This window comes from Hyphomicrobium sp. 99 (assembly GCF_000384335.2).
In the GTDB taxonomy this organism is placed as follows: Bacteria; Pseudomonadota; Alphaproteobacteria; order Rhizobiales; family Hyphomicrobiaceae; genus Hyphomicrobium_B.
In genome coordinates, this window is the sequence record NZ_KQ031382.1 from 1,863,267 (window position 1) to 1,887,885 (window position 24,619).

Annotated in this window: 20 protein-coding genes; 7 read left to right on the plus strand and 13 right to left on the minus strand. The window is 59.3% G+C overall.

Annotation, left to right across the window (positions count from 1 at the left end; all coding sequences use genetic code 11):
* Positions 1-54: 54 nt before the first annotated feature.
* Positions 55-1,146 (plus strand): ROK family protein, encoded by a 1,092-nt coding sequence (locus G359_RS08930; protein ID WP_045835837.1) that lies wholly within the window; start codon positions 55-57, stop codon positions 1,144-1,146.
* Between the two features lie 32 nt (positions 1,147-1,178).
* On the opposite strand, the gene G359_RS08935 is transcribed toward G359_RS08930, so the two are convergent.
* The 4 genes from G359_RS08935 to G359_RS21115 all read right to left on the minus strand — a co-directional run bounded on the left by G359_RS08935 (position 1,179) and on the right by G359_RS21115 (position 9,783).
* A complete protein-coding gene (locus G359_RS08935; protein ID WP_045835838.1) occupies positions 1,179-3,098 on the minus strand; it encodes a response regulator in 1,920 nt (639 codons plus the stop codon).
* Positions 3,099-3,108: 10 nt separating this feature from the next.
* A complete protein-coding gene (locus G359_RS08940) occupies positions 3,109-8,805 on the minus strand; it encodes a HAMP domain-containing protein (RefSeq protein ID WP_082072880.1) in 5,697 nt (1,898 codons plus the stop codon).
* 217 nt (positions 8,806-9,022) lie between these two features.
* Complete coding sequence (locus tag G359_RS08945; RefSeq protein WP_045835839.1) at positions 9,023-9,547, minus strand: sigma-70 family RNA polymerase sigma factor; 525 nt, start codon at positions 9,545-9,547, stop codon at positions 9,023-9,025.
* Complete coding sequence (locus G359_RS21115; protein ID WP_082072881.1) at positions 9,547-9,783, minus strand: NepR family anti-sigma factor; 237 nt, start codon at positions 9,781-9,783, stop codon at positions 9,547-9,549. The genes G359_RS08945 and G359_RS21115 overlap by 1 nt, the downstream gene beginning before the upstream one ends.
* A gap of 247 nt (positions 9,784-10,030) precedes the next feature.
* Here G359_RS21115 and G359_RS08955 point away from each other — a divergent pair, with 247 nt between their 5' ends.
* Positions 10,031-10,834 (plus strand): response regulator, encoded by an 804-nt coding sequence (locus G359_RS08955; protein WP_045835841.1) that lies wholly within the window; start codon positions 10,031-10,033, stop codon positions 10,832-10,834.
* Positions 10,835-10,993: 159 nt separating this feature from the next.
* A complete protein-coding gene (locus tag G359_RS08960; protein ID WP_045837833.1) occupies positions 10,994-11,521 on the plus strand; it encodes an SRPBCC family protein in 528 nt (175 codons plus the stop codon).
* Between the two features lie 47 nt (positions 11,522-11,568).
* Here G359_RS08960 and G359_RS08965 read toward each other — a convergent pair whose 3' ends face one another.
* The 4 genes from G359_RS08965 to G359_RS08980 all read right to left on the minus strand — a co-directional run bounded on the left by G359_RS08965 (position 11,569) and on the right by G359_RS08980 (position 15,835).
* A complete protein-coding gene (locus G359_RS08965; RefSeq protein ID WP_045835842.1) occupies positions 11,569-12,186 on the minus strand; it encodes a response regulator in 618 nt (205 codons plus the stop codon).
* A complete protein-coding gene (locus tag G359_RS08970; RefSeq protein ID WP_045835843.1) occupies positions 12,183-13,547 on the minus strand; it encodes a HAMP domain-containing protein in 1,365 nt (454 codons plus the stop codon). The genes G359_RS08965 and G359_RS08970 overlap by 4 nt, the downstream gene beginning before the upstream one ends.
* 387 nt (positions 13,548-13,934) lie before the next feature.
* Positions 13,935-15,101: a glycosyltransferase family 4 protein gene (locus G359_RS08975; protein WP_045835844.1), complete on the minus strand. Its 1,167-nt coding sequence runs from the start codon at positions 15,099-15,101 to the stop codon at positions 13,935-13,937.
* Between the two features lie 44 nt (positions 15,102-15,145).
* Positions 15,146-15,835, minus strand: a complete 690-nt coding sequence (locus tag G359_RS08980; RefSeq protein ID WP_245279971.1) for a polysaccharide biosynthesis/export family protein — start codon at positions 15,833-15,835, stop codon at positions 15,146-15,148.
* A gap of 194 nt (positions 15,836-16,029) precedes the next feature.
* On the opposite strand from G359_RS08980, the gene G359_RS08985 reads away from it, so the two are divergent.
* Entirely contained in the window at positions 16,030-18,273 is a 2,244-nt protein-coding gene (locus G359_RS08985) for a lipopolysaccharide biosynthesis protein (protein ID WP_245279972.1), read from the plus strand.
* Between the two features lie 28 nt (positions 18,274-18,301).
* A complete protein-coding gene (locus tag G359_RS08990) occupies positions 18,302-19,414 on the plus strand; it encodes a polysaccharide deacetylase family protein (protein ID WP_045835847.1) in 1,113 nt (370 codons plus the stop codon).
* Here G359_RS08990 and G359_RS08995 read toward each other — a convergent pair.
* Entirely contained in the window at positions 19,383-19,592 is a 210-nt protein-coding gene (locus tag G359_RS08995; RefSeq protein WP_045835848.1) for a DUF2842 domain-containing protein, read from the minus strand. The two genes, G359_RS08990 and G359_RS08995, sit on opposite strands and share 32 nt — an antisense overlap.
* Before the next feature lie 121 nt (positions 19,593-19,713).
* On the opposite strand from G359_RS08995, the gene G359_RS09000 reads away from it, so the two are divergent.
* On the plus strand, positions 19,714-20,832 hold the full coding sequence (locus G359_RS09000; RefSeq protein ID WP_045835849.1) for a COX15/CtaA family protein: 1,119 nt from the start codon (positions 19,714-19,716) through the stop codon (positions 20,830-20,832).
* On the opposite strand, the gene argC is transcribed toward G359_RS09000, so the two are convergent.
* The 4 genes from argC to rplM form a co-directional block, all read right to left on the minus strand.
* On the minus strand, positions 20,807-21,751 hold the full coding sequence (gene argC / locus G359_RS09005) for an N-acetyl-gamma-glutamyl-phosphate reductase (protein WP_045837834.1): 945 nt from the start codon (positions 21,749-21,751) through the stop codon (positions 20,807-20,809). The two genes, G359_RS09000 and argC, sit on opposite strands and share 26 nt — an antisense overlap.
* 4 nt (positions 21,752-21,755) lie before the next feature.
* Positions 21,756-22,517: a TerC family protein gene (locus G359_RS09010; protein WP_045835850.1), complete on the minus strand. Its 762-nt coding sequence runs from the start codon at positions 22,515-22,517 to the stop codon at positions 21,756-21,758.
* A gap of 155 nt (positions 22,518-22,672) precedes the next feature.
* Positions 22,673-23,155 (minus strand): 30S ribosomal protein S9, encoded by a 483-nt coding sequence (gene rpsI / locus G359_RS09015; RefSeq protein ID WP_045835851.1) that lies wholly within the window; start codon positions 23,153-23,155, stop codon positions 22,673-22,675.
* Positions 23,156-23,160: 5 nt separating this feature from the next.
* On the minus strand, positions 23,161-23,622 hold the full coding sequence (gene rplM / locus G359_RS09020; protein ID WP_045837835.1) for a 50S ribosomal protein L13: 462 nt from the start codon (positions 23,620-23,622) through the stop codon (positions 23,161-23,163).
* A 399-nt stretch (positions 23,623-24,021) separates the two neighbouring features.
* On the opposite strand from rplM, the gene G359_RS09025 reads away from it, so the two are divergent.
* A complete protein-coding gene (locus G359_RS09025; protein WP_045837836.1) occupies positions 24,022-24,618 on the plus strand; it encodes a hypothetical protein in 597 nt (198 codons plus the stop codon).
* Position 24,619: the final 1 nt, after the last annotated feature.

Sequence of the window (24,619 nt, forward strand, 5' to 3'; positions counted from 1 at the left end):
GAACAACTCCGAAGCAAGGACGTTGGTTGCCTGCAGTGCACAATGCGAGGACAGATGGACGACGTGCCGAGCGAATTCCAGAAGCCCCTCAAGCTTAGTGATTTGCACCACGGGATGAGCCTGCTTCAGGGTGTCCGCATCGATTGTTATAATAGTATGCTCCGCGACGGAGATGGCTTCCTAGGAGATCGGGCCAACAAGGGAGCATTTCAAGAGCGCATACGGGAATGGCGCGCGATCTTCGGGCGAGCGTCGGAAGATCCGTTATCCGCCCTGCCAACAGAGGGCCCGATCCCAAAATCTGAATTGGATGTTTTACTTTTAACCGGCAATTTTAAGGAACGCGCCGTTATCCATAGCGCGATCGACGATTTCGCCGGGGCGTTTGTCAGCGTCGTGCAGTCCTTCCTGGAATTGAAGGAATGGTCCGGCACGGAGCGAATTGTCGTCGGCGGAGGGTTTATCGACTCTGTCATCGGTAAGCTCGCTATCGGCCGGGCGCAAGCGATCCTCTTTTCCCGAGGACCAGCTCCCGATCTCCGGATCATCAGTAATCATCCCGATGAAGCAGGCCTGGTCGGAGCGGCATACATGCTGCCTGCCGAAATGCTGAAAGAGTTTAACGCGTTTCTCGCGATCGATATTGGCGGCACCAACGTGCGCTGCGGAATTGTAAAATACAAACTCTACAAAGATGGCAGCGTCGAGAAAACCAAGGCCCGGTCTGTGAATCTCTGGCGGCATGGCGACGAAGACGTTTCCAGAAACGATATCGTCGCGCGCATTACGCTCTCGCTCCTAGAACTCGAAAAGCGCGCCGCCAAGTCGAGGCTACGCCTCGCGCCTTTCGTATGCGCGGGGTGCCCGGGGCTCATTGGGCCAGACGGCTCCATTCGTTCCGGCACGCAAAATCTTCCGGGCAATTGGGATGGCGACGAGTTCCATCTTGGTGAGGCGCTAGAAGCCGAAGTTCCGCAAATCGCGGGAAATAAAACCGAGGTCATTATTCATAACGACGCCGTTATCCAAGGCCTGAGCGAACGCCCTGCGATGAGGGATTGCCGGAACTGGGCCGTATTGACGATTGGTACGGGCCTCGGCAACGCTCACTTCAGCAATCTTCAAGTTGAACCGCCAAGCGCTTGAACGCCGGGGACTTGGCTCACCGCGGAAAGCCTCTACGCGACCTGGTTGTCTCCGGAACGACGCTGTTCGGCGTCATACGCGAGGAGCGTAACAAGATCTTTCACGTCCGCCGGATTGTAAGGCTTCGTCAGGTGCGGATAATCCCTGAGCCGCGGCGGCAGAAAGACCAGATCGTTATATCCCGTCGTGAAAGCGAAAGGGATTCTCCGCCGGTCGAGAATTTCGGCGATTGGCGCGCTGTTGTCGGCGCCGAGATTGATATCGATAAGCGCGATGTCGAAGTTTGAATCCGCGGCAGCCTTGAGACCTTCGTGAAGTTGCGCGAACGGGCCGACAACCGTATGGCCTTCCGCTTCGAGATCGAGCTGCAACTGCATGGCGATCAGTGCCTCATCTTCCACCAGCAGAATGTGGCAGGGTTCTGGCGCCGCTATGCGGGCGGCGGGCAAAGGCCCTCGCGCTTTCGGCACGATCGCGATGTGCCGTGTGCCGACCATATGCGCGCGCGACGATAACTCCCCGAGGAAGTCGAATTGAAAACCTTCCGGTGCGAAATTCATTTCCGCCACGCCACCGCATTCGGAGGCAGCACTGCGAATGACGGCAAGACCAAATCCATTGCGTTCGGGCGCGGCGCAAAGAGGTCCTCCGCTCTCCTGCCACGAGAACCGGATCTTATCGCCATCGGGAGTTACAATTCGCGACCAGTGGACGGACACGCGTCCACCCGGTTCGGAAAGGGCTCCGTGCTTCACAGCGTTGGTGACGAGTTCATGTAGAACGAGCGCCATCGACTGGCCGAATTTCGACGTCAGCCGCACCCGCTCGCCATCCACCACAATGTCATTGTCGGAGCGCGAACGGAAAGGCGCAAGCGCGCCTTGGACGAGTTCGTGAAGATCGACGCCCGTCCAGCTGCTCTGCCGCAAAAGGTCATGCGCCGCGGACATCGCATGAATTCGCCCATCGAGTGCGGACGCAAACGAGCCGACGGAAACGGCATTGGAGCTTGAAAGCCGCGCAATCGCCGCGACGTTGGCGAGAATGTTCTTCACGCGGTGATCGAGCTCGGCCATGAGGAGCTGCTGATGGCTTTCGGCCGATTTGCGATCGGTGATGTCAAGCAGAGTTCCAAGCACGCGCGTCGTGTCGGCGTTGCTGGTGTTGAAAGCCCTGGCGCGGGCGAGGATCCATGCAACACCGCGCGCACCCGTTACGCGAAACTCCAATTCCGCCGTCGTCTCGGCATAATTTGCGGTGCGGACGTAGCTGCGCACCATTTCGCGATCGTCTTCATGCACGAAGGTGACGAACGACTCGAAGGTCTGGTTCTGCGGCAGATTATTATGCAGGACGTCAGCGATATTCGCTGACCACTGAAGCGTCTGCGCTTTCTGGTCGAATTCGAATGTTGCGAGCTTCGCAGCTTCACTCGCGAGACGAAGCCGCTCCTCGCTCTCCTGGAGTCTGGCGTGGGATTCTTCGAGTTGTTGCGCACGCTGCTGAACGCGCGCCTCGAGCTCGGCATTGAGCGCGTCGAGCTGCCGGCTTTTTCTGAAAAGCTCGACGAAGATCTGAACCTTGGCCTTCAGAATTTCCGGCACGACCGGAACGGACACGTAATCGACCGCACCTGTCCGGTACCCCTTCAGGAGGTCATCGGTTTCAAGCCGAACCGCTGAGATGAAGATGACCGCAGTCTTCTCGTGTCGCGGATGGTCTCTGATCATCGCAGCAAGCTCGAAACCGTCGAGGTCGGGCATGCAGACGTCCATCAGTATGACGGCAATGTCCGTCTTGAGGAGCGCGGAAAGAGCTTCCTCGGCAGTCGTGGCCTTGATGAGCGTCGCGTCGAGGCCGTCGAGAATAGCCTCGTACGTGAGCAGCTTTCCCGGCTGGTCATCGACCAGAAGGATATTGACTGGATCTATCGAAACGGATTCGCCTGCCATGTTTTCCCCGTCACCGATGCAGCCACATGCGCAGCGCCGAAATCAGCTGCTCAGTGTCAACGGGCTTGGCGAGATAATCGGAGGCGCCGGCTTCAAGACATTTTTCGCGGTCGCCCTTCATCGCCTTTGCGGTCAGCGCTATGATCGGCAGCCGCTGGTTCTTCTCGCTGCTCCGAATTTTCTGCATGGTTTGGTAACCGTCCATCTCCGGCATCATGATGTCCATCAAGACGATCGAAACATCGGTCGCGCTCAAGGTCTCGATGGCTTCTAACCCGGTGGTCGCCGTCAGGACTTCCATTCCGCGACGTTCGAGAAGACTGCTCAAAGCAAATATGTTTCGCGCGTCGTCGTCGACAAGAAGCACCTTACGTCCGATGAGATAGTCGTCCGTATCGTGCAGCCGCGACAGGAGTTCCTGCTTCTCGGCCGGAAGTTCGGCAACGACACGGTGCAGAAATAGCGCAGTCTCGTCCAGCAGCCGTTCCGGGGATTCCACGCCCTTCACAACGACGGTACGGGCGTATTGCCGTATCTGCAAGTTCTCCTCGCTCGATAACTCCCGTCCCGTGAAAACAATGACGGGGATATCGCGCATCGTCTCCTGCTGGCTCATATGTTCCAGGATCTCGAAGCCCGACATATCTGGCAATTTGAGATCGAGAACGACACAATCGACATTTTCGCGCTTCAGAATCTCGATGGCAGCCTGCCCGCTCGACGCGGCCAGGATCGCAACATCGTTGTCTTCGAGCAGCGCAGAGACGCTCAGCAATTCCGCGGGGTCGTCTTCGATGATCAGCAGCTTTTTGGTCGTCGATGCCGAAAACGTGCCGATCTTCCGCAACGCGGATTTCAGCTGGTCAGCCTGCAGCGGCTTGGTGAGGAACGAATAGGCGCCCCGCGCCAGACCGTGATGACGATCATCATCGAGCGTCAGTACCTGTACCGGAATATGCCGCGTGAGCGGGTTGTGTTTGAGCTGGCTGAGCACCGACCAGCCGAGCACGTCGGGCAAATGGATATCAAGTGAAATGGCCGTCGGATTATAATCGGTCGCCAGCGTCATCGCATCGACGCCTCGCTGACAGACGATGCCCTTGAAGCCGGTCTCGTGCGCCGCATCGAGCAGTATCCGCGCGAAATTGATATCGTCCTCGACGATGAGAAGGACCTGATCGCCGGCTGCGATGTTGTCGCGATCATCCTCGATGGGCGAAGGCAACGGACCGGCGAGGGATAATGGCATTGGAACGGAGGAGGGCGCGTCGGGCTTCGTGCGAACCTCGCTCGCCAGGGAAGCGTATCGGAGCGGCAGGTAGAGCGTGAATACGCTTCCGACTCCCGGTTCGCTTCGAAGCTGAATCTCGCCTCCGAGAAGGTGAGCGAGTTCGCGACTGATCGCGAGGCCGAGACCCGTGCCGCCATACTTTCGACTCGTGCTGGCGTCCGCCTGCTGGAACGCTTCGAATATGAGCTTTTGCTTGTCGGCAGGAATGCCGATTCCGGAATCCTGCACCTCGAAGGCGACGATCGTCTGCGCCGTCGAGAGGATCGGGTGATCGCTGCCCCACTTGCCCGTTGCTGGCTTGACGGTCAGCCGAACGTGACCTTCGCGCGTGAATTTGAACGCGTTCGACAGCAAGTTCTTCAGCACCTGCTGCAGTCGCTTCGAGTCCGTGAAGATCGTCTTCCCGAGGTCTGAATTGAAAGTGACCTGGAAGTCGAGTGCGCGCCGTTCGGCCTCGTGCCGGAACGGGCGAGCCACGGCTTCGATCAAGCCATTGAACGCAATCTCCTCGGCATCGACGGAAACCGTTCCGGATTCGATCTTCGAGAGGTCGAGAATGTCGCTGATCAAGTTCAAAAGATCGGTTCCCGCACCGTGAATGGTGCGCGCGAACTCCACCTGCCTGTCAGAAAGATTGCCGTCCGGATTGTCCGTCAACTGCTGCCCGAGAATGAGGATGCTGTTGAGCGGCGTCCGAAGCTCGTGGGACATGTTCGCGAGGAATTCGGATTTGTAGCGTGACGTCAGCGCGAGCTCAGCGGCCTTCTCTTCGACGGCGCGGCGAGCCTGATCGATTTCCTCGTTCTTGCGTTCCACTTCGACGTTGCGTTCAGCGAGCTGCTGCGCCTTCTGCGCCAACTCCTCGTTCGTCTTCTGCATCGCCTTTTGCTGATCTTGCAACTCGGCGGCCAACTGCTGCGACTGCATCAGCAGGCTTTCGGTTTGCATCGTGGCTTCGATGCTGTTCAAGACGACGCCGATGCTGACCGAAAGCTGTTCGAGGAACGTCAGCTGCGCCGGCTCGAAGTTCTGGAGCGAGCTGAGCGAGATGACAGCCTTGATCTGATCTTCGAATGTAATCGGATGTACGATGACGCTGCGGGGAGCAGCCTTGAAGACGACCGCGTCGATGCTGCCCGTTGGTTGGGGAATATCGGTCAATACCCGGCGTTTCTTTTCAATTGCGCATTGTCCGATGAGGCTGGAACCGAGTTCGAGCCTTTCAGGGTAGCGCGCGTCCACGTCGTCGGCGTACTTCGCGAGAATCTTGAGTTCGCTTCCCGCCGCGTCGAACTGATAGATCACGCCTTGATGCGCATTGATGAGCGGCACGAGTTCTGACAGCAGCTTTCTGCCGACAGTGACGACGTCGCGCTGACCCTGCAGCATGCTGGTGAAACGCGCGAGGTTCGTCTTTAGCCAGTCCTGTTCGGTATTGAGCTGCGTCGTCAGACGCAAATTGCCGATCATCGTGTTGATATAGTCTTTGAGTTCCGCCACCTCGCCACGCGCTTCGACCTGGATGGAGCGCGTCAAGTCGCCCTTCGTCACCGCCGTCGTAACTTCTGCAATCGCGCGCACCTGTGTGGTGAGGTTCGCGGCGAGCAAGTTGACGTTGCCGGTGAGGTCTTTCCACGTGCCAGCTGCGCCGGGAACATTTGCCTGACCGCCGAGACGCCCTTCGACGCCGACTTCGCGCGCGACCGTCGTCACCTGATCCGCGAAGAGTGCCAGCGTGTCCGTCATGTCGTTGATCGTCTCGGCAAGCGCCGCGACTTCGCCCTTCGACTTCACGGTTAGCTTCGGCTTCAGATCGCCGTTCGCCACGGCAGTCACGACCTTCACGATGCCGCGAACCTGTTCGGTGAGGTTCGCCGCCATGACGTTCACGGTGTCGGTTAAGTCCTTCCATGTGCCTGCGACGCCCGGCACAGTCGCCTGGCCGCCGAGACGGCCTTCGGTGCCGACTTCGCGCGCGACGCGCGTAACTTCCGACGCGAAGGCGTTGAGCTGATCGACCATCGTGTTGATGGTGTTTTTGAGTTCGAGAATTTCGCCTTTGACGTCGACGGTGATCTTGCGCGAAAGGTCGCCGCGGGCGACAGCCGTCGTGACCTCAGCAATGTTTCGAACCTGCGTCGTGAGGTTTGCAGCAAGCAGGTTGACGTTGTCGGTCAAGTCCTTCCACGTGCCGCCGACGCCGGGCACGACGGCTTGGCCGCCGAGACGGCCTTCGGTACCGACCTCGCGCGCAACGCGCGTCACCTCGGCCGCGAACGAGCGAAGCTGCTCGACCATCGTGTTCAACGTTTCCTTGAGCAGCAAAATCTCGCCACGAACGTCGACGGTGATCTTCTTTGACAAGTCGCCGCTGGCGATCGCCGTCGCCACTTCCGCAATGTTGCGAACCTGCGCTGTCAGGTTGCCGGCCATGAAGTTGACGTTGTCGGTGAGATCTTTCCACGTACCGGCGACGCCCGGCACCTGCGCCTGGCCGCCGAGCTTTCCTTCCGTGCCGACCTCGCGCGCAACGCGCGTCACTTCCGAAGCGAAGGCATTGAGCTGATCGACCATCGTGTTGATGGTGTTCTTGAGTTCGAGAATTTCGCCTTTGACGTCGACGGTGATCTTGCGCGAGAGGTCGCCGCGAGCAACCGCCGTCGTCACTTCGGCGATGTTGCGAACCTGTCCCGTCAGGTTGCCGGCCATCGAGTTGACGTTGTCCGTCAAATCTTTCCACGTACCCGCAACGCCCGGCACGGTCGCCTGTCCGCCGAGCTTTCCTTCGGTACCAACCTCGCGCGCAACGCGCGTCACTTCACCTGCGAATGCGTTGAGCTGATCGACCATCGTATTGATGGTCTCCTTGAGTTCCAGAACTTCGCCGCGAACATCGACATCGATCTTCTTCGACAAGTCGCCGCTCGCGATGGCCGTCGAAACTTCGGCGATGTTTCGAACCTGCGTCGTGAGGTTCGAAGCCATCGAGTTGACGCTGTCGGTCAAGTCTTTCCACGTACCTGCAACGCCCGACACCTGCGCCTGTCCGCCGAGCTTTCCTTCCGTGCCGACTTCGCGCGCGACACGCGTGACCTCCGACGCAAATGCGTTGAGCTGATCGACCATCGTATTGATGGTTTCCTTCAGCTGCAGAATTTCGCCAGAAACGTTGACGGTGATCTTCTTCGACAAGTCGCCGCGCGCGATCGCCGTCGCAACCTCGGCAATGTTTCGAACCTGTCCGGTCAGGTTGCCGGCCATCGAGTTCACGTTGTCGGTGAGATCCTTCCACGTACCCGCAACGCCGGGCACCGTGGCCTGACCGCCGAGACGGCCTTCGGTGCCGACTTCGCGCGCAACGCGCGTCACTTCCGAGGCGAAACCATTGAGCTGATCCACCATCGTGTTGATTGTGTTTTTGAGTTCGAGAATTTCGCCTTTGACGTCGACGGTGATCTTGCGAGAAAGGTCGCCGCGGGCGACAGCCGTCGTGACTTCAGCGATATTACGAACCTGCGTCGTGAGGTTTGCGGCAAGCAGGTTGACGTTATCAGTCAAGTCTTTCCACGTGCCACCGACACCAGGCACGACGGCCTGACCGCCGAGACGGCCTTCGGTGCCGACTTCGCGCGCAACGCGCGTCACCTCTGCAGCAAACGAGCGAAGCTGCTCGACCATCGTGTTGATGGCTTCTTTCAGCTGCAGAATCTCGCCGCGCACGTCCACGGTGATCTTCTTTGACAAGTCGCCGTTCGCCACGGCGATCGTCACGTCGGCGATGTTGCGAACCTGCGCCGTGAGGTTCGAAGCCATCGAGTTGACGCTCTCCGTCAGATCCTTCCAGACACCCGTGACTTCGCGAATCTGCGCCTGACCACCGAGCTTCCCTTCAGTGCCAACCTCTCGCGCAACGCGCGTCACCTCGGATGTGAAAACGGAAAGCTGCTTGATCATCGTGTTGACGATGGTTGCCGACCGAAGGAATTCGCCCTTGAGAGGGCGACCGTCCACATCGAGACGCATCGGCTGCAAGAGGTTCCCTTGCGCCACGGCTTCGATGGTGCGGGTGACCTCCGTCGTCGGCTGCAGCAGATCGTCGATGAGCGAGTTCACTGACTGTTCCATCTCGCCCCATGCGCCATGAGCAAGACCCAGTGTCACCCGCTGGTTGGTCAGTCCCTCCTTACCGACAACTTGGCCGACGCGCTGAAGCTGGCTGGCCATGCGCTGGTTGGTAATAATAATATCATTAATGGTGTCTGCGATTTTGCCGGGGAGCCCGTCCCAATCGCCGCGCATGCGGACGCTGAAATCGCCGGCCTTCACGGCCTGCAAGGTTTGGAGCATCTCGAACAGAATGCTGCCCGGGCCCGCAGTTATTCGGTCGGACCCAACGGCGCCCAGCTGCTCCGACATGTAAAACTCCCCTCAAATGCGTTTAACCCCGACAAACGCGCTGGACTGGGAATTGGTTCCCGCCGTGTTAATCAGTCCGCCGTGGACCTTCGTTTCGCCCCGGCTTCGTGCGGGAAGCTCCTGTGCTCTGCCAGGGCTAGGATAGCCCGTTCCCAGGGGATACCAGCCGGGACGGACGCGCGATGCGTGGAACGCTATTTAGACTGCGCCGTTTTTTTTATTTCCGTACGCTAAAGGGCTCGTGGTCTTCGGTCGGTGGGCGACCAGTCATCTCTTCGAGTAGCCGGCTGCGCGCCCTGTTGACCCGGCTTTTCATCGTGCCGACGGCACAGCCGCAGACCTTCGCCGCATCCTCGTAGGAAAAACCTTCTGCGGTGATCAATAGCAAAGCCTCGCGATGATCGGCGGTGAGACGCATCAACGCCTTCTGCATGTCGTCGAATTCCAGATGCATCAGCTGCGTCGCCGGAACGCTGGCATTCATGGCGGCGTGGTCCTCGTCCAGTTCTTCACGCTGCGATTTGCGATAATGCGTAAAGTACGTGTTGCGAAGAATGGTGAACAGCCAAGCTTTCAAATTGGAATCGGGCACGAACGACTCTTTGTGAGTCCAGGCTTTGAGAAGTGTTTCCTGAACAAGATCGTTCGAAAGCTGCGCATCGCCGCTAAGCGAATGTGCAAATGCCCGAAGGTTTGGGATCGCCTGAATGAGGGCATCCCCAAAGGTTGGAGTTTCCGTCACTATGTCTCCTCCTTACCCTCGAGCTTGCGAACGAGATCAAGGAGGTCGTCCGGTATTGGTTCCTGGGCGATATTCTCGTACATTGCACGCATACGCTCGCCTATGAGTTGAGCAGCGAATCCAGGAAGTCGTGGAACCGAGTGCTGTGCTGCATCGAGTTCCGGGTGTCGCTCTACTTCCGGAAAGTCATCGTCCGGTCGCGCACAATCATCCGGCGTATCGAGGCGTTGCTGCATGATAGCCTTATGCCTTTGAAGTTTTTGATTGGCCCCGATTGGGACAAACTCCTCTAGGAAGGTTCTGATGGGGGCTCGTCTGGCGAACGTCGCGCGAGAGAAATTGTTCCTGAGGCGGAACCATCCCGATTGCCTATGAGTTTATGTTTCGCTGCATATTGGCCGCCATACTGAAACACGCGGTGGAGTTGGCGGTTCCAGGGAACTGAAAATTGTTCGTCTGGCTGGTTCGGGAGGCTCAGAATAGATGTCGATTGCCCAGACAATCCGCGTGCATTTGCCGTATCTACGGCGGTTTGCGCGCACGCTGACAGGGGCTCAGCAGACGGGCGATGCCTACGTTGCGATGTTGCTTGAAAGCTTGGTTTCGACCCCTTCAGATTTTCCGGCAAACATGCCGCCGAGAATGGCGCTCTATAATTTGTTTCTGCGCGTCTGGAATTCGGTGCGTCTCGACGGCAGCGCTTCCGAGGACGGCGAGAATTCTATCGGTGCCGCTCAAAAACACATAAATTCCATAAGCTCTCTTCCGCGTCAGGCATTTCTGCTTGTTGCTGTGGAGGGCTTCACCTCCGCCGAGACAGCCGGAATTCTGGAGGTCGGCGAGCCCGAGGTCGAAAAGCTGCTCGAGATTGCGGGTCAGGAAATCGCGCATCAGGTTGCGACGAACGTCCTCATCATCGAGGACGAGCTCTTGATCGCGATGGATCTCGAGACAATTGTCACCAGTCTCGGTCACACCGTCCAGGACGTCGCGACGACAAAGAGCGAGGCGCTTGCCGCGGTAAAGCGTCAGATGCCCGGGCTGATCCTGGCCGACGTCAAGCTTGCCGACGGCAGCAGCGGCTTGGAAGCCGCCAAGGAGATCGTGTCGGAACGCGAAGTGCCGATCATCTTCATCACGGCCTACCCGGAAAAGGTCCTGACCGGAGAACGGCCCGAGCCGACATTCTTGATTTCGAAGCCATTCCAGCGTGACACTGTCATGGCCATAATCAGTCAGGCGCTTTTCTTCGACACCAAAGCCCACCCTCGCACGGCCGCGGCTTAGATCGACTGAGTACGATCTTCACTGCTGCCCTCGCTGAGGGCGGCAAAAGTCGTTGTCTTGGGCGAAATCCCCTTTGTAATATAGTAACACAGTTGTGAACCCGCCGGCCGTCTTTTTTTCGTAAGAGCGGACAGCAGAAAAAGAAGGGGAGTGACGTCAATGAAATTTGTACAGGGCCTTGTGATCGCAGGCGCCGTTGCCGGGATGCTCGCCGCAGCTCCGCTGGCTGAAGCCGCGAGCCTCGCTGTCGGCAAGAAGCTCGAGCTCAAAGTTAACCCGGCGAAAATGAAGGAAGAGCGCGATAGGCTCTGGGCTCAGTTCGGCGGCTGGTGTGCGATCAAGGATTGGCACCCGGCCATTGCGAGCTGCGAGCAAGTCACCGAGGGTGACGCGAAGTTCCGCATTTTGACTCTCAAGGACGGCGGAAAGATCAAGGAAAAGCTTCTCGACGTAAAGCCGAACTTCTATCGCTACGAGATCGTCGAGAGCCCATTGCCGGTCAAAAATTATCAGGCTCAGTTCGCACTGACGCCCGACGATGACGATGAGGACGAAATCAACTTTGCCTGGTCGGCTGTTTTCGATGCCAATGGCAAGCCCGACACAGAAGCTAAGGGCGTGATCGACGGCATCTTCAAGGCCGGCCTCGATAACATCAAGGCCACGGCGGGCACGAAGCACGACTGATCAGTTTGAGTGAGAAAACAAGGGTGCCGCTTTGAGCGGCGCCTTTTTTAGGTTTTGAGCGTTTCGATCGCGAGCCGGATGAGATCGGCGGTGCGATCAACGCCAAGCTTGACCTTCATCTGTGTGCAGATGTTTGCGACCGTCTTGTAGGCAATGCCCAAACTGTCCGAGATTGCCGTCATGCTCTTGCCTTGTCCGAGCATGCGAAGGATCTCGACTTCGCGAATGGAGAGCGATTGCAGAGGGTCGTCGGAGGAAATCTGGCTGACCGCAATTCGCGACGCGAGATCACGGTCGATGTACTGCTCGCCGGCGCGAACCTTGCGAATGGCGTTGATCAATTCCTCAACAGGCGCACTCTTGCTGACGTAGCCGCGTGCTCCGCCGCGAAGCGCGCGAACCGCGTAGAGCGGTTCGTGATGCATGCTGAAAACGACGACGCGCGCCGCGCCGTCAAGGGCAGTGATCCGCCTTAACACTTCAAGCCCACCCGCACCCTCGAGGTTAAGGTCGAGCACGACAACATCCGGCCGCTCCGCAGCATAGACCGCCAGCGCATCATCGATGCCCGCCGTTTCGAGGACGTTCGCTTCAAAATGGGCAACGAAGAGTTTTCGCAAGCCTTCGCGAACGACGCCGTGATCGTCGACGATTAGAATTTTCATGCCGCACTCGTGGTCAGGGGTTCGTGCTTGTTGGAGTTACCGCTCGAGGCGGGGAGGGGAATTTCGACGATCAACATGACACCTTTGCCTTCCTTCTGATCGGCAATGCTGAGCCGCCCATCGAGCGATGCAACGCGCTCTCGCATTCCAGCAAGTCCAAAACCTCGTGTGGTCTTTGCGGTAATTCCACTGCCGTCGTCGGACACGACGATACGCAGCATCCCGCCTTCGGTCCGCCGCACCGTGAGCCCGATTGTGCCCGGCTGGCCATGGCGAACGGCATTGCTCGTTCCTTCCTGCAGGATGCGGAATGCCACTTCCTCGATCGCGGTCGGGAACCGCTCATCCTCGATGTCGGTCTGAAAATCGATTTGCGGGCGCCTCGCCTTCCAGAAGCCAATGAGCTGCTCGACCGCGATAGGCAGTCCCTGATCGATCAGATGCGCTGGCCGGAGACGGCTTAGCACACCCCGCAAATGCACCTGCATATGCTGAACGGATTGCCGAATGGCCTTGCTGCAATTGACGACCTCATCGTTCGCCTGCCGCGATACGAGAAGAGGTATCGCCTGCGCGTCGACGTCTGCTGCGAAGAGAAACGGTCCGATCTCGTCGTGAAGATCGCGTGCGATCTCTGAACGCTCCTCCTCTTGCACGGTCGAAAGCTGCTCATTGAGCCGCTGGTTCTGCTGCTCGGAATCCCGCAGCTGCTCGGCCATGCGATTGAACGCGCGATAAATGCGCTTGAGGTCATCAGGACCGTCTTCTGAAACGTGTGCCGTGTAGTCCCCGTCGCCCACACGATCGAGCGCCGAGGAGAGCTGTTCGAGGGGCCTCAGCGCCCGGCCGAGAGAAGCGTAGATGAGCGCGAGCACGACACCGCAGAAGCCGCCGATGATCGCGAACTTGAGCTTGAGGTCCTCCCAAACCTCGCCCACCTCGTTGTGCGAGTCAGCCGCGATCGTGATCGTGCCGATTTTTCTTAGGTCCCCGGGCAAGTCGAACGTGCGCTCGCGGGTTGATCCGGAAAGCAGCCAATAGAGCCAACGCGGCGGCGGATCCGACGGTAGCTGCAAACGCGAAGCATTGATAAGTTTCCCGTCCGGAGAGACGAGGCTCACCCTGATATGGCGGTCGCCGTCAAACGAGGAGAGCAGCCGAAGCACTTGCGCTCTCGCATCTGCGCCGGGGGACATCGTCGAAAGCGCATCGCTGACTGCGCTCGCAGCCACGTCGATCGCCGACGACATTTCAAGGTCTACTTTTCTCAGCCCGTGCCAATAGGACAGCGCGCCTCCGGCGATGAGGCAAAGCGCCAGGACGAGCGCAACGAGCGCGAGAAGACGACGTCTCAGTGGCATGCGGGCTTCGTAAGCTGTGTAATTTCATCAGTGTAATATTATAGCTTTGAGCCACACGAACAGGACCGTCAAGTTCTGTCACCATCGGGAAAAATTCCCGATCAGCCTGGGCTGGCAGAGAAACTGCATCACCGGCAACGAGAGAGCATTCGTTGCCGGAACCGTGCCATTTTATGTCGAATTTTAAATCATATGTCTCGAACTTGAACCGCGTGCGTCTCATCGAGATGATTGATCATCACGCAGCGCTGGCGCGGCGTGCCAAAATTCGGCTGTCTATCGTCGGGAGCCCGTTTGTTCCGCTCGTCGAGGACAATGCTCAAGACACGTCTGCGAAACCTATCGACCCAGCGTTACAGACTTGGGCGTAAGCGGAAACTGTCGCGATTAACCACGCTGACCCAGAAGTTTCGGAACCCTGAGCGGCAGACGTGCGCGCCGGATGGCAGCTTCCTCATAAAAGTCGAGAACCGCCTCGGTCATGGCAGCAACCGTGAACGTTCTCTCGACCTTCGCCCTGACGCGGTTGGCGCGTTCCCGCGCCTTGTCGATATCGCCAAGCGTATCGATGAGTGCGAACGCGAGTGCGTCGACGCTTCCGGCAGCGATCAACTGGGTATCCGTGCCGGCAACGATCTCCGGAATTCCACCGACGTCAGTGGCGATCAGCGGCAGCCCCGCGGCCGACGCTTCGAGCACGACGTAGGGAAAACTCTCGGCGAGAGAAGGGACGACCATGACTCGCCCGAGCTTGAATGCTTCGCGCGCGGGCATGGCGCCGGCGAAACGCACGATGTCGTCAAGTCCGAGGCTCGTCGCCAGGCTGCGGAGCGCATCGCCGTCCGGTCCTGAGCCCACGATCGTCGCTGTGACGGCGCGCGACGGCCGGAGCTGAGCGACCGCTTTGAGAAGAAGGTCGACGCCCTTGATCTGTCGAAGCTCGCCGATGAAAAGCACGTCCGTAGCATCCGCGTTCGTCGCGACGCGAATGAAGTCGTTAGGTCCCAAGCCGTTCGGGACGATGCGCTGAGGCGCGCCCAAGGCACCGACGTGTGAAGTATATTTTTGCGCGGCGTACTGACTTTCGAAGATGAGACCGGTCGTCATCGAGTCGAGATTGCGCTCGACGGAAAGCAGAAGTTTGCTTTCGAGTGTACCGGGTTTGAAATTCAAGCTGCCGCCGTGCGGCGTGTAGAAAGACTTCACATCGCGGCCGGTAACGGACAGGCCATAAGATGCCAAACGCGCATAGGCGCCGCCCTTTGCGCCGTGGCCGTGAATGACATCGAGTTCGAGTTCGCCAGCATGCCGGAAGGCAGCGTGAGCGGCCGCGAAATCGCCAAGACCCGGCATTCGCCTCATCGGAATGCGCGAAATTCCAAGCGATAGTTTGGGGAGAAGAGCCGCGAGCTTTCCTGCCGTCAGACGATCCTCAACCGTGTTTCCGGCGAGAATGCCGACATCGTGACCGCGGTTCGCCTGTTCTGCAGCAAGATCGAGAACATGGCGAAAGAGGCCGCCGACGGGCGCCCGGAAACAGTGAAGTATACGCATCTTGAACTTTTCTCGATTTTTTCTGCGGAAGGCAGATGAGATGCTCAGAAAAATCTCTCAAACACGTAAACGGTGTCGCTCGGCTTCAGGGGGAAGTCGGCCGGGACTTCCAGGTCCTGCACGAAGCCATTGAGCCGCCGCTTCACCCGGAAGCTGCGCTCGCTCGCACGCTCGGTGTAACCACCAGCGATCGCGACGGCCGTTTCAACCGACATTCCCGAAACGTACGGATACTGGCCCGCATTCTTCACCTCTCCGAGAATGAAGAAGGGCCGGTTCTGCTGGATATCGACGGTGACTTGCGGGTCTTTGACATACTCGGTGCCGAGCCGCGAGCGTATGATGTTTTGGAGTTCGTTCGTCGTTTTTCCGCGCGCGGTCACGTTGCCGATCAGAGGCACGGAAATCTTGCCTTCTTGATTGACGATGTAGAGACGGGAAAGATTGGGCTGCCCGTAAACGAAAATGCGAAGCCGATCGCCGGTATCGAGCAGATACGGCCCCTCAGCGCCATCTGCAACTCGCTCGTAGACGGCCGGCGTGCCCCAGACGACGCTCTCCGCCGAAGCCGCCATGACGGGAACCGGATACCCATCTTTCACCGAAGCGCCGTCATCGAAAATCGCGGGTTCGCCGGCGATCCGAGCATCGAGACCGGCGAGTTCCCGATCAGGCGAACAGGCGCCTGCGAGCACCGAGAGAACGGCGATAAAAATCGAGAGCAGGCGGGGCATCAGCGGCATTTCCGGCAACAAATGAATGTTTGGAACATAGGTCGCTGAGGTTAACAAAACCTAAGAGGCTGTATTTTTTCGGCGCGCTTAAGCAGTTGCTAACCTCGCCGGCCGCTTACTGCCGGGGCGCTGAAACCCCTTGACCGAGCACAGATATGCCGCCGCGAGCCGCCGCTTCGCCCGACGAAATTCAAATGTCGACCGTCTTCGGAGCCTTGAAGAGCAAAAGCCGATGGCTCGTGCCTCTGAGCATCGCATTGGGAGGTGTGACGTTCGGTGTGCTGACGATGATGGCGCCGCGTTATCAGAGCGAAGTTGAGCTGGCCATCGTTGCGAAGGGCGCATCGAGCACGTTTTCCGATCCGCGCAGCCAGTCGTCCGGGCCCGATCTCGTCACGACGCGGATGGACAAGGAAGCCATCAACACGCATGTGCGGGCGCTCCAATCGCCTGATCTCATGCAGCAGATTGCCAACGACCTGAAGCTCAACGAACGGCGCGAATTCAACAGCGCGCTGGGTCCGGTGGATCAGCTTGATGCCGCGCTTCGCATGATCGGTATCGGCGGACCGCGAAGCGGCGAAAGCGAACGCGATCGCGTGATGTCAGCGTTCCGCAGCCGGCTTGAAGTCTATACCGCGAAAGAAAGCCGCTTCATCGGCGTCCGCATGACGTCACTCGATCCGGCGCTCGCCGCCAAAATCGCCAACGCGTTGGCTGAGAACTACCGCTCGTCTCTCGCCGAGCAGGGTGTGACCGAGATCGACGATCTGCAGACGGTGTTGAAAGCCAAGATCGACAAGCTCTCGGCCGAGGTCGCGAACGCCGAAACCGAGATCGACCGTTATCGAGGCAAGATCGACGGCTTCCGCGGTGGCTCCCAGAATACGGGCCTCAACGAGCAGCAGATGTCGGATTTGACCGCCGAACTGACGCGGGCAAAGACGGCTCGCGGCGAAGCGGAAGCACGCGCGGCATCCGCGCGCGAAATGATGAAGGCAGGCGCCGCCGACGCACTCGCCGACGTGCAGAAATCGCCGCTCATTCAAAACCTCGTGCAGCAGCGCGTGCGCATCGAACGGCAGATCTCGGAGCTGTCCGCAACGCTGCTTCCGGGCCATCCCCGTATGCGTCAGCTTAATGCTGATCTCGCCGGCCTCAAGCTGCAGATCAACTCTGAAATCGGCAAGATCGTCGCGAGCCTCGAAAAGGAAGCGAAGGTCGCCCAAGGCCGCGAAACAAGCATCGCGCAGAGCCTAGCGGACATCAAAGCTCGGGTCGTGACGAATGCGCCGGAAGAGGCGCAGCTTCGGCAACTCGAAGCCAACGCGAAAGCGAAACGAACCGAGCTCGAAAATATCCAGGCGCAGCTCGAGGCCAATCGCAAGAAGCTGGACGCGCGTGCACAGCCCGTCGAGGCGCAGATCATCTCGAAGGCGCAGGCCGAAAGCGTGCCTATCTTCCCGAAGAAGGTTCAGCTTTCGTCACTCGTGGCATTCGCATCGTTCATGTTCGGAACAGCCTGGATCGTTATGGGGGCGCTGTTCCAGACCGTGCCGCCGCAAGGATACCGCAAGCGCAATGCATCTGACCGGCGCAATGTCGAGCCCGTGCTGAATGCTCGTAGCGAAGAGCCGCTCATTACGGAAATAGTCGAAGAGGTGGATGAGGCCGCTATTCCCGAGACGCCGCCGATCTCAATTCCAGGACCCGCTCCCGCTCCCGAGTTGGCCGCGCCGATATTCGAGATGTCGGAGAACGACCCGCCGCCTGCGGCTTCCAATGACGGCGATATGGAAGCCTTGGCAGAGCGCATCAAGGTTCGACGTACGGCCGGAGGTGGCTATCGGACGCTGATAACGGGCGAGACGGACGAGATCGTTCCCTATGATGAGGCGGTCGAACTCGTTAAGGCGCTCGCGAAGCTCGGAACGCAGCCGATCCTCGTCGATTGGAGTCCGAGCGGCGAAGGCCTTGCTCGAGAAGCAGGCCTCGACATGAACGCCGGTTTCAATGATTTGCTCGTGGGCACTGCGGGCTTCGATGAGATCATCCAGCGTCTTCCCGGATCGAATGCTCACGTTGTGGCGAGCGGCCATGCCTTCAGCGGCGACGAAAGCGAAATCGAGGTCGATCGCTTGAACCTCGTGCTCGACGCCCTCGACGAGGCCTACGATCACATCGTTGTCGTCGGCCGTCACGACGAGGCGAAACGACTTTTCGAGGGCATCGAGGGCCGCTTCGACGCCGGCATAGCTGTCGCGTCAGCACGGCGAAGTGCGCCCGAAACCGAAGTTCGCGAAAGCACGTTCCTCGGCTTCGAGGTCGCGGAAATCGATGTCATTCGCTACGAACGGCAAGAGGTTGCTCCGGCTCGGTTGGTGCAGCGCCTGGCACGCGTGATGCCGCAACACGCGCCGATGGTCCGCCAAGCATAAAACGCCTGATTAATATTGAGTGGGGAGCATGGGGCGTCAAACAACCAGGTTGCTGAAAGCCGCTCTTGCCGCTCTCCACTATTCCGGTTCAGCCAAATTCGCCGCCCGCAATTCTCGTAAATGCGGCGTCGTGCTGATGCTTCATCACGTGACGCCCGAAGCGCCCCGTGGCTTTGAACCCAACGGAATCCTGAAGGTCACGCCGGATTTTCTCGAAGCCGTCATCGGCACGGTGCGAGGCGAAGGCTTCGAGATCATCGGTCTAGACGACGTCAAAGCGCGTATCGAGAACGGCGCATCTCGCGAAAGACCATTCGCGGTCTTCACGCTCGACGACGGCTATAAAGATAATCGCGATTTCGCCTATCCGGTCTTCAAGCGCCACAACGTTCCGTTCACGGTCTTTGTGCCGACCGCCTATGCCGACGGCGAGGGCGATCTTTGGTGGCTTGTGCTCGAGGAAGCGTTGCGGCGGCTCGCAGACGTGAAGATCGAACGCGACGGCGCCTTGAAAATCTACGTGCTCGGAAACGACGCCGAAAAGACAAAGGCGTTCGAAGAGATCTACTGGTGGCTGCGCCAGATGCCCGAGGCCCGTGCGCGCGCCATCACCCGCGACCTCGCCTCACAAGCGGGTTTCGATCCGCTCGCGCTGTGCCGCAAACTGGTTATGAACTGGGACGAGATCCGCGCCCTCGCACAAGATCCGCTTGTCACCATCGCCGCACACACATGCAATCATTTCGCGCTCGCTAAATTGCCCTCGGCCGAAGCGACGCGAGAAATCGCCGAGAGCGTGAAACGCGTCAGCGAAGAGCTAGGCAAGCCTTGCCGGCACTTCAGCTATCCCTACGGCGATGAGGAAAGTGCGGGAGAACGGGAATTCGAAATCGCGCGGAGCCTCGGCATTGAAACAGCCGTCACGACGCGCAAGGGCCTCATTGACCAGAGCCATGCTTCGGCGATGACGGCGCTTCCCCGTCTCTCTCTCAACGGCGATTATCAGGATCAGCGCTTCGTCAGCGTGCTGCTCTCGGGTCTGCCGTTCGCGCTTCGCGATCGGGCGAAAAGCGCGCTCTCTCCGTTGCGATCCAGAGGGGCGGGGGAGGTCATGCGTCAGGACGTTGCATCCAGGCGATGAGCCAGCCAGCGGGTAAAACCCAGAGCAAACCCGCGACGACGTAGTAAACGAGCTCCGCGACCTTACTAACGTTGCGCACTTGCAAGACGATCGCCACGGCGACGGCTAGAACAGCATAGGCGCCGATCAACAAAAGCAGTGCGACCGTCCCTAGAAGCTTCCTTTTGCGTTGCGTCATCTCTCTCGAAATCGCCCCTGAATTCTAGGTTTTGTTCCGCCGCGCCGCATGGGCGCATTGTCCTGCCGCGGTGAAGGAGTATCACACGCGATCTGGGACGGCTTGAGGATATGTCCGACCGATGACGATGACGCAACTTTCTGGAAAACGAGAGACCGCCGCCGGGCTTGCTGGTGACACGGGTAGCCGGGCCGTTTCGATTTGGCTATGGTTTGTCGCGGCGCTTGTTTTTGCGATGGTTGTTGTCGGAGGCGCGACGCGCCTGACGGAGAGCGGACTCTCCATCACCGAATGGCAGCCGCTTCTCGGCGCCTTTCCGCCGCTCAACGAAGCCGACTGGATGGCGGCCTTCGAGAAGTACAAGCAAATACCCCAGTACACCGCGCTCAATCACGGCATGTCACTGGAGGACTTCAAATCCATCTATTGGTGGGAGTGGAGTCACCGGCTCCTCGGACGCCTCATCGGCATCGTGTTCGCTTTGCCGCTCGTCTTCTTCTGGTGGACCGGCCGCCTCGATCGCGGAACTGGAATGAAGTTCCTCGGCATCCTTGGCCTCGGAGCGCTTCAGGGTGTCATCGGCTGGTACATGGTAAAGTCGGGTCTAAGCGACCGCATCGAAGTCAGCCAGTATCGCCTCGCACTGCATCTGACGACCGCCTTCCTGATCCTCGGTCTGCTTGTCTGGCTCGCGCTCGACGAGTGGCCGTCGGAACCGCACGTCACGGGCGAAGTCGCGACACCGCTTATAAGGCGCATGGCAACGATCATTGTCGCAGCCATCGTTCTTCAGGTGGTGCTTGGGGCATTCGTAGCGGGCCTCAGAGCCGGCCTGATCTACAACACGTGGCCGACGATGGACGGCCAGTGGATCCCGAGCGATTACTGGATCAATCCGTCTTACCTCAGCTTCTTTGAAGGTCACGCGGCCGCGCAGTTCAACCATCGCATGATGGCTTATCTCGTCACGGCGCTCGTCCTGGTGCAAATCTGGCTGACCTACCGGACGGCAGTCGATGACCGTATTCGCCTGACCGCGGTTTGGCTGGGCGGCGCGATTATTCTGCAGGTTTCGCTGGGCATCGCGACGCTCCTCGGCCACGTTCCGCTGGATCTGGGGCTCGCCCATCAGGCGGGTGGAGCCCTCGTCTTCGCGATGGCTGTCGTGCACCTTTATGCGACGCGGCGCGCTGGGATCGTGCCGCGCGACTTCTCTAGTCGAGGCCGAGCATCAGCTTGATGTTCTGAACGGCCGCGCCTGCCGCGCCCTTCCCGAGATTGTCCAGCCGCGCAACAAGTACCGCCTGATTGAGTTCGGGCTTCCCGAACACGAACAGCTCAAGGCGGTCGGTGTCGTTCAAGCCTTCCGCTTCGAGCCGTCCGGCTTTCGCCGCTGAGCCGGTCACGACGCTGACGAGCGCGGCGTTCTTGTAGTAATCGCGAAGCGCGGCTTCGACGTCAGCCAAGCTCGGCCGACCGCTCAGCGTGTCGAGGTGAAGCGGCACTGAGACGAGCATGCCCTTACGGAAATTGCCGACGCTCGGCACGAAGATCGGCCGCCGCGTCAGTCCCGAATAGGTCTGCAGTTCCGGCACGTGCTTGTGCTCGAGGCCGAGCCCATAAAGCTCGAAAGGTGGCGCAGTTCCGGCTTCATAAGCCTCGATCATCGTGCGGCCGCCGCCCGAATATCCCGACACCGCGTTGACCGTGATCGGGTGATCGGGCTCGATGATCCCGGCTTCGACGAGCGGCCGGATGAGCGCGATGCCGCCCGTTGGATAACAGCCGGGGTTGGCGACGCGCGTTGCGCTCCTGATGGCATCGGCCTGACCAGGCGCCATCTCGGCAAAGCCATAGACCCAGCCGTCGGCGACGCGATGCGCCGTCGAAGCATCGACGATTTTGGGCGCGTTCGAGCCAAGCTCATCGGCGAGCGCAACCGTTTCCCGCGCCGCGTCATCCGGCAGGCAGAGCACGACGAGATCGACATCGCGCAGCATTTCCGCGCGCGCGGCGCGGTCCTTCCGCTTCGCCGGATCGATGCTCTTGACGTCGATCTGAGGGACGCCCGCGAGCCGCTCGCGGATTTCGAGGCCCGTCGTGCCCGCTTCGCCGTCGATGAACACGCGAGCAAGTTTGGTTTTCGTCGTCGTGGTCATAACGCTAACCGTCAAACATGAGGCCAAGCCGGTGCTTGATGCCCTGCCAAATGGTTTCCGAACAGCCGACGCCGTACGTCTCGCAGACGATGCGATGACTGTCGCGATAGATCATATCGGCCGCCACGTAGAGAATAATAAGGAGTCCGAACCACGCAATCCAAGGATACTTGGCGAGGAGCTTGGCGATGAACGTCGAGGCGACCGCCATCAGGATAATGGCAACGCCAAGCCCGATGACCAGCACCAGCGTGGATTCGCCCGCGGCGCCCGCGACAGCCAAAACATTGTCGAGCGACATCGACAAGTCGGCGAGGATGATCGTCCAGAGCGCGCTCCAGAACGATGTTTGGTTGGGGTGAGGAGTGTTGGACGCGAGGTTCTTTTCCACCTCGTGGATCGAGTGCGTGTCCGCCTCGACAATCTGCTTGTACATCTTCCAGCAGACGAAAAGCAGAAGAATGCCACCGGCAAGCGTCAAGCCGATGACCTGCAGCATCTGCTGCGCAATGCTCGAGAAGATGATCCTGAGGACGACCGCGCCGAGAATGCCCCAGAAGATCACCTTGGCGCGCATCGACTTTTCAACGCGCGACGCCGCCATGCCGACGACGATCGCGTTATCGCCGGCGAGCGTCAGATCGATCATCAGGATGTTGAAGAGCGCGACGGCATGCGTCCGCCACCAGTGGGGAGAGAGGAGATAACCAATATCGGTGACAAGCGTTGAAAACAGCTCGTTCGCCCCACTCAGCACCCAGTCCATTGTGTCTCCGAATTCCCTCGTCGCGACTGCCGAGCCGCGCTGTCCACGGAGGCGTATGTGGCATTGGCGCGCCGCGCCCGCAACCCTCCGGCAACAGGAAATGAAACAGCCCGCCGAATGGGCGGGCTGTTTTTGTCTCAGGTATCGGAAGCGGATTAGCGCTTCGAGAACTGGAACGACTTGCGAGCCTTGACCTTGCCGTACTTCTTACGTTCGACGACGCGGCTATCGCGAGTCAGGAAGCCCTGCTTCTTCAGCACGCCACGAAGGTCGGGCTCATAATACGTGAGCGCCTTCGAGATGCCGTGACGAACGGCGCCGGCTTGACCCGAAAGTCCACCGCCTGCGACCGAAATACGAATGTCATATTGCGTCGAGCGGTTGGCGAGGTTCAGCGGCTGCTGCAAGAGCATCTGCAGAACGGGACGGGCGAAATAGGCCTTGAAGTCCTTTTCGTTGACCGTGATCTGGCCCTTGCCGGGCTTCAGCCAGACGCGGGCGACAGCGTTCTTACGCTTGCCGGTCGCGTAAGCGCGGCCGAGCTTGTCGAGCTTCTGCGTCCGGACAGGCGCTGCTGCCTGCGGCTCGGCGCCCTTGACGGCGGCGAGATCGGCCAGGGTCTTTGTTTCAGTAGCCATGGATCTCAGACCCTCACATTCTTACGGTTGAGCTTCGCGACATCGAGCTTTTCCGGATTCTGCGCTTCGTGGGGATGCGCGCCGCCCTTATAAACTCGGAGGTTGCGCATGATCTCACGGTGCAAAGGACCGCGTGCGAGCATGCGCTCGACGGCCTTCTCGATGATCCGCTCGGGATGCTTGCTGTCGAAGATCTGGCGCGGCGTGCGCTCTTTGATGCCGCCCGGATAGCCGGTGTGGCGGTAGTAGACTTTGTCTTCGCGCTTGGCGCCGGTGAAGACGACCTTCTCGGCGTTGATGACGACGATGTTATCGCCGCAATCGACGTGAGGCGTGTAAATCGGTTTGTGCTTGCCCTTGAGGCGCGTCGCGATGAGAGCAGCAAGTCGGCCGACAACGAGCCCTTCGGCGTCGATGAGAACCCACTTCTTCTCCACCGTGGCCGGCTTGGCGACATAGGTAGACATTATTGAAGCTCCTTGGCGGATGACTGCGCACGCTTCAATCGTCCACTGCGCGCCGCATTCCGAGAAGCCGCGTGCATACGCGAAGTCACCGGCGTCTTGCAAGGAGAATTTTCATAGTCCGTGAAATGTCTATGAAAATCAATAAATTAGGCGATACGGTATTATAATACCTCCATGCGGTATCATTTTACCACCTGAAGACGGCGCTAACCTCCCGCACCCTCCTTGTTCATTGGCGATAAATCCAGCATGCGGTAGACCTCTGCGGGGCTTCCGGAACCACATCGCTCGAAATTTGGCTCAGCCGGGGTCCAGCGCTTCTTATTCTCGTCGTAGTCGGCGTATCAGTTCGAACGGTAATCTCGCTCGCGAGCCGCGAGCGCAATGTGGAGCAACACGATGGCGGTCTCTCTGACCCGGACGGCGGCACGCATCTTCATCGGCGCACTGGGCCTATGCGCGATGATCTCGATTGCCTGGGCTGAGGACGCAGCCGCGCCCCAAGCCGCGCCGGCCAAGCAGGGCGCAGCTGATGCGACGGGCGGCAACCCGCCCCCTTCGGACGACGTCAAGCAAATCAAGTTGACGGACGAGCAAGTGACGCATTTCATCGCCGCGCAAGCCGATCTCGCCTCGATCGCCTCGAAAATTCAGTCGGCGGGCGATAAGCCCGATCCTACTCTTCAGACCGAACTCGAAGCCATCGCGACGAAGCACGGCTTCACAAACTTCGCCGAACTCGATGACGTGGCAGCCAACATCTCGATCGTCATGGCCGGGCTCGACGCCACGACGGGTAATTTCGTCGACCCGGTCGATGCGCTGAAAAAGGAACGCGAGGAGGTCCAGAAGGACTCGAGCATTCCCGAAGCGGATAAGAAGCAGCTTCTCGATGAGCTGAACGAAGCGATCAGCACGACGCCGAAGCTGCAATACAAAGAAAACGTCGATCTCGTGAAAGCGCATCGGGCTGAAATCGAGAAGGCGCTGCAGTAGA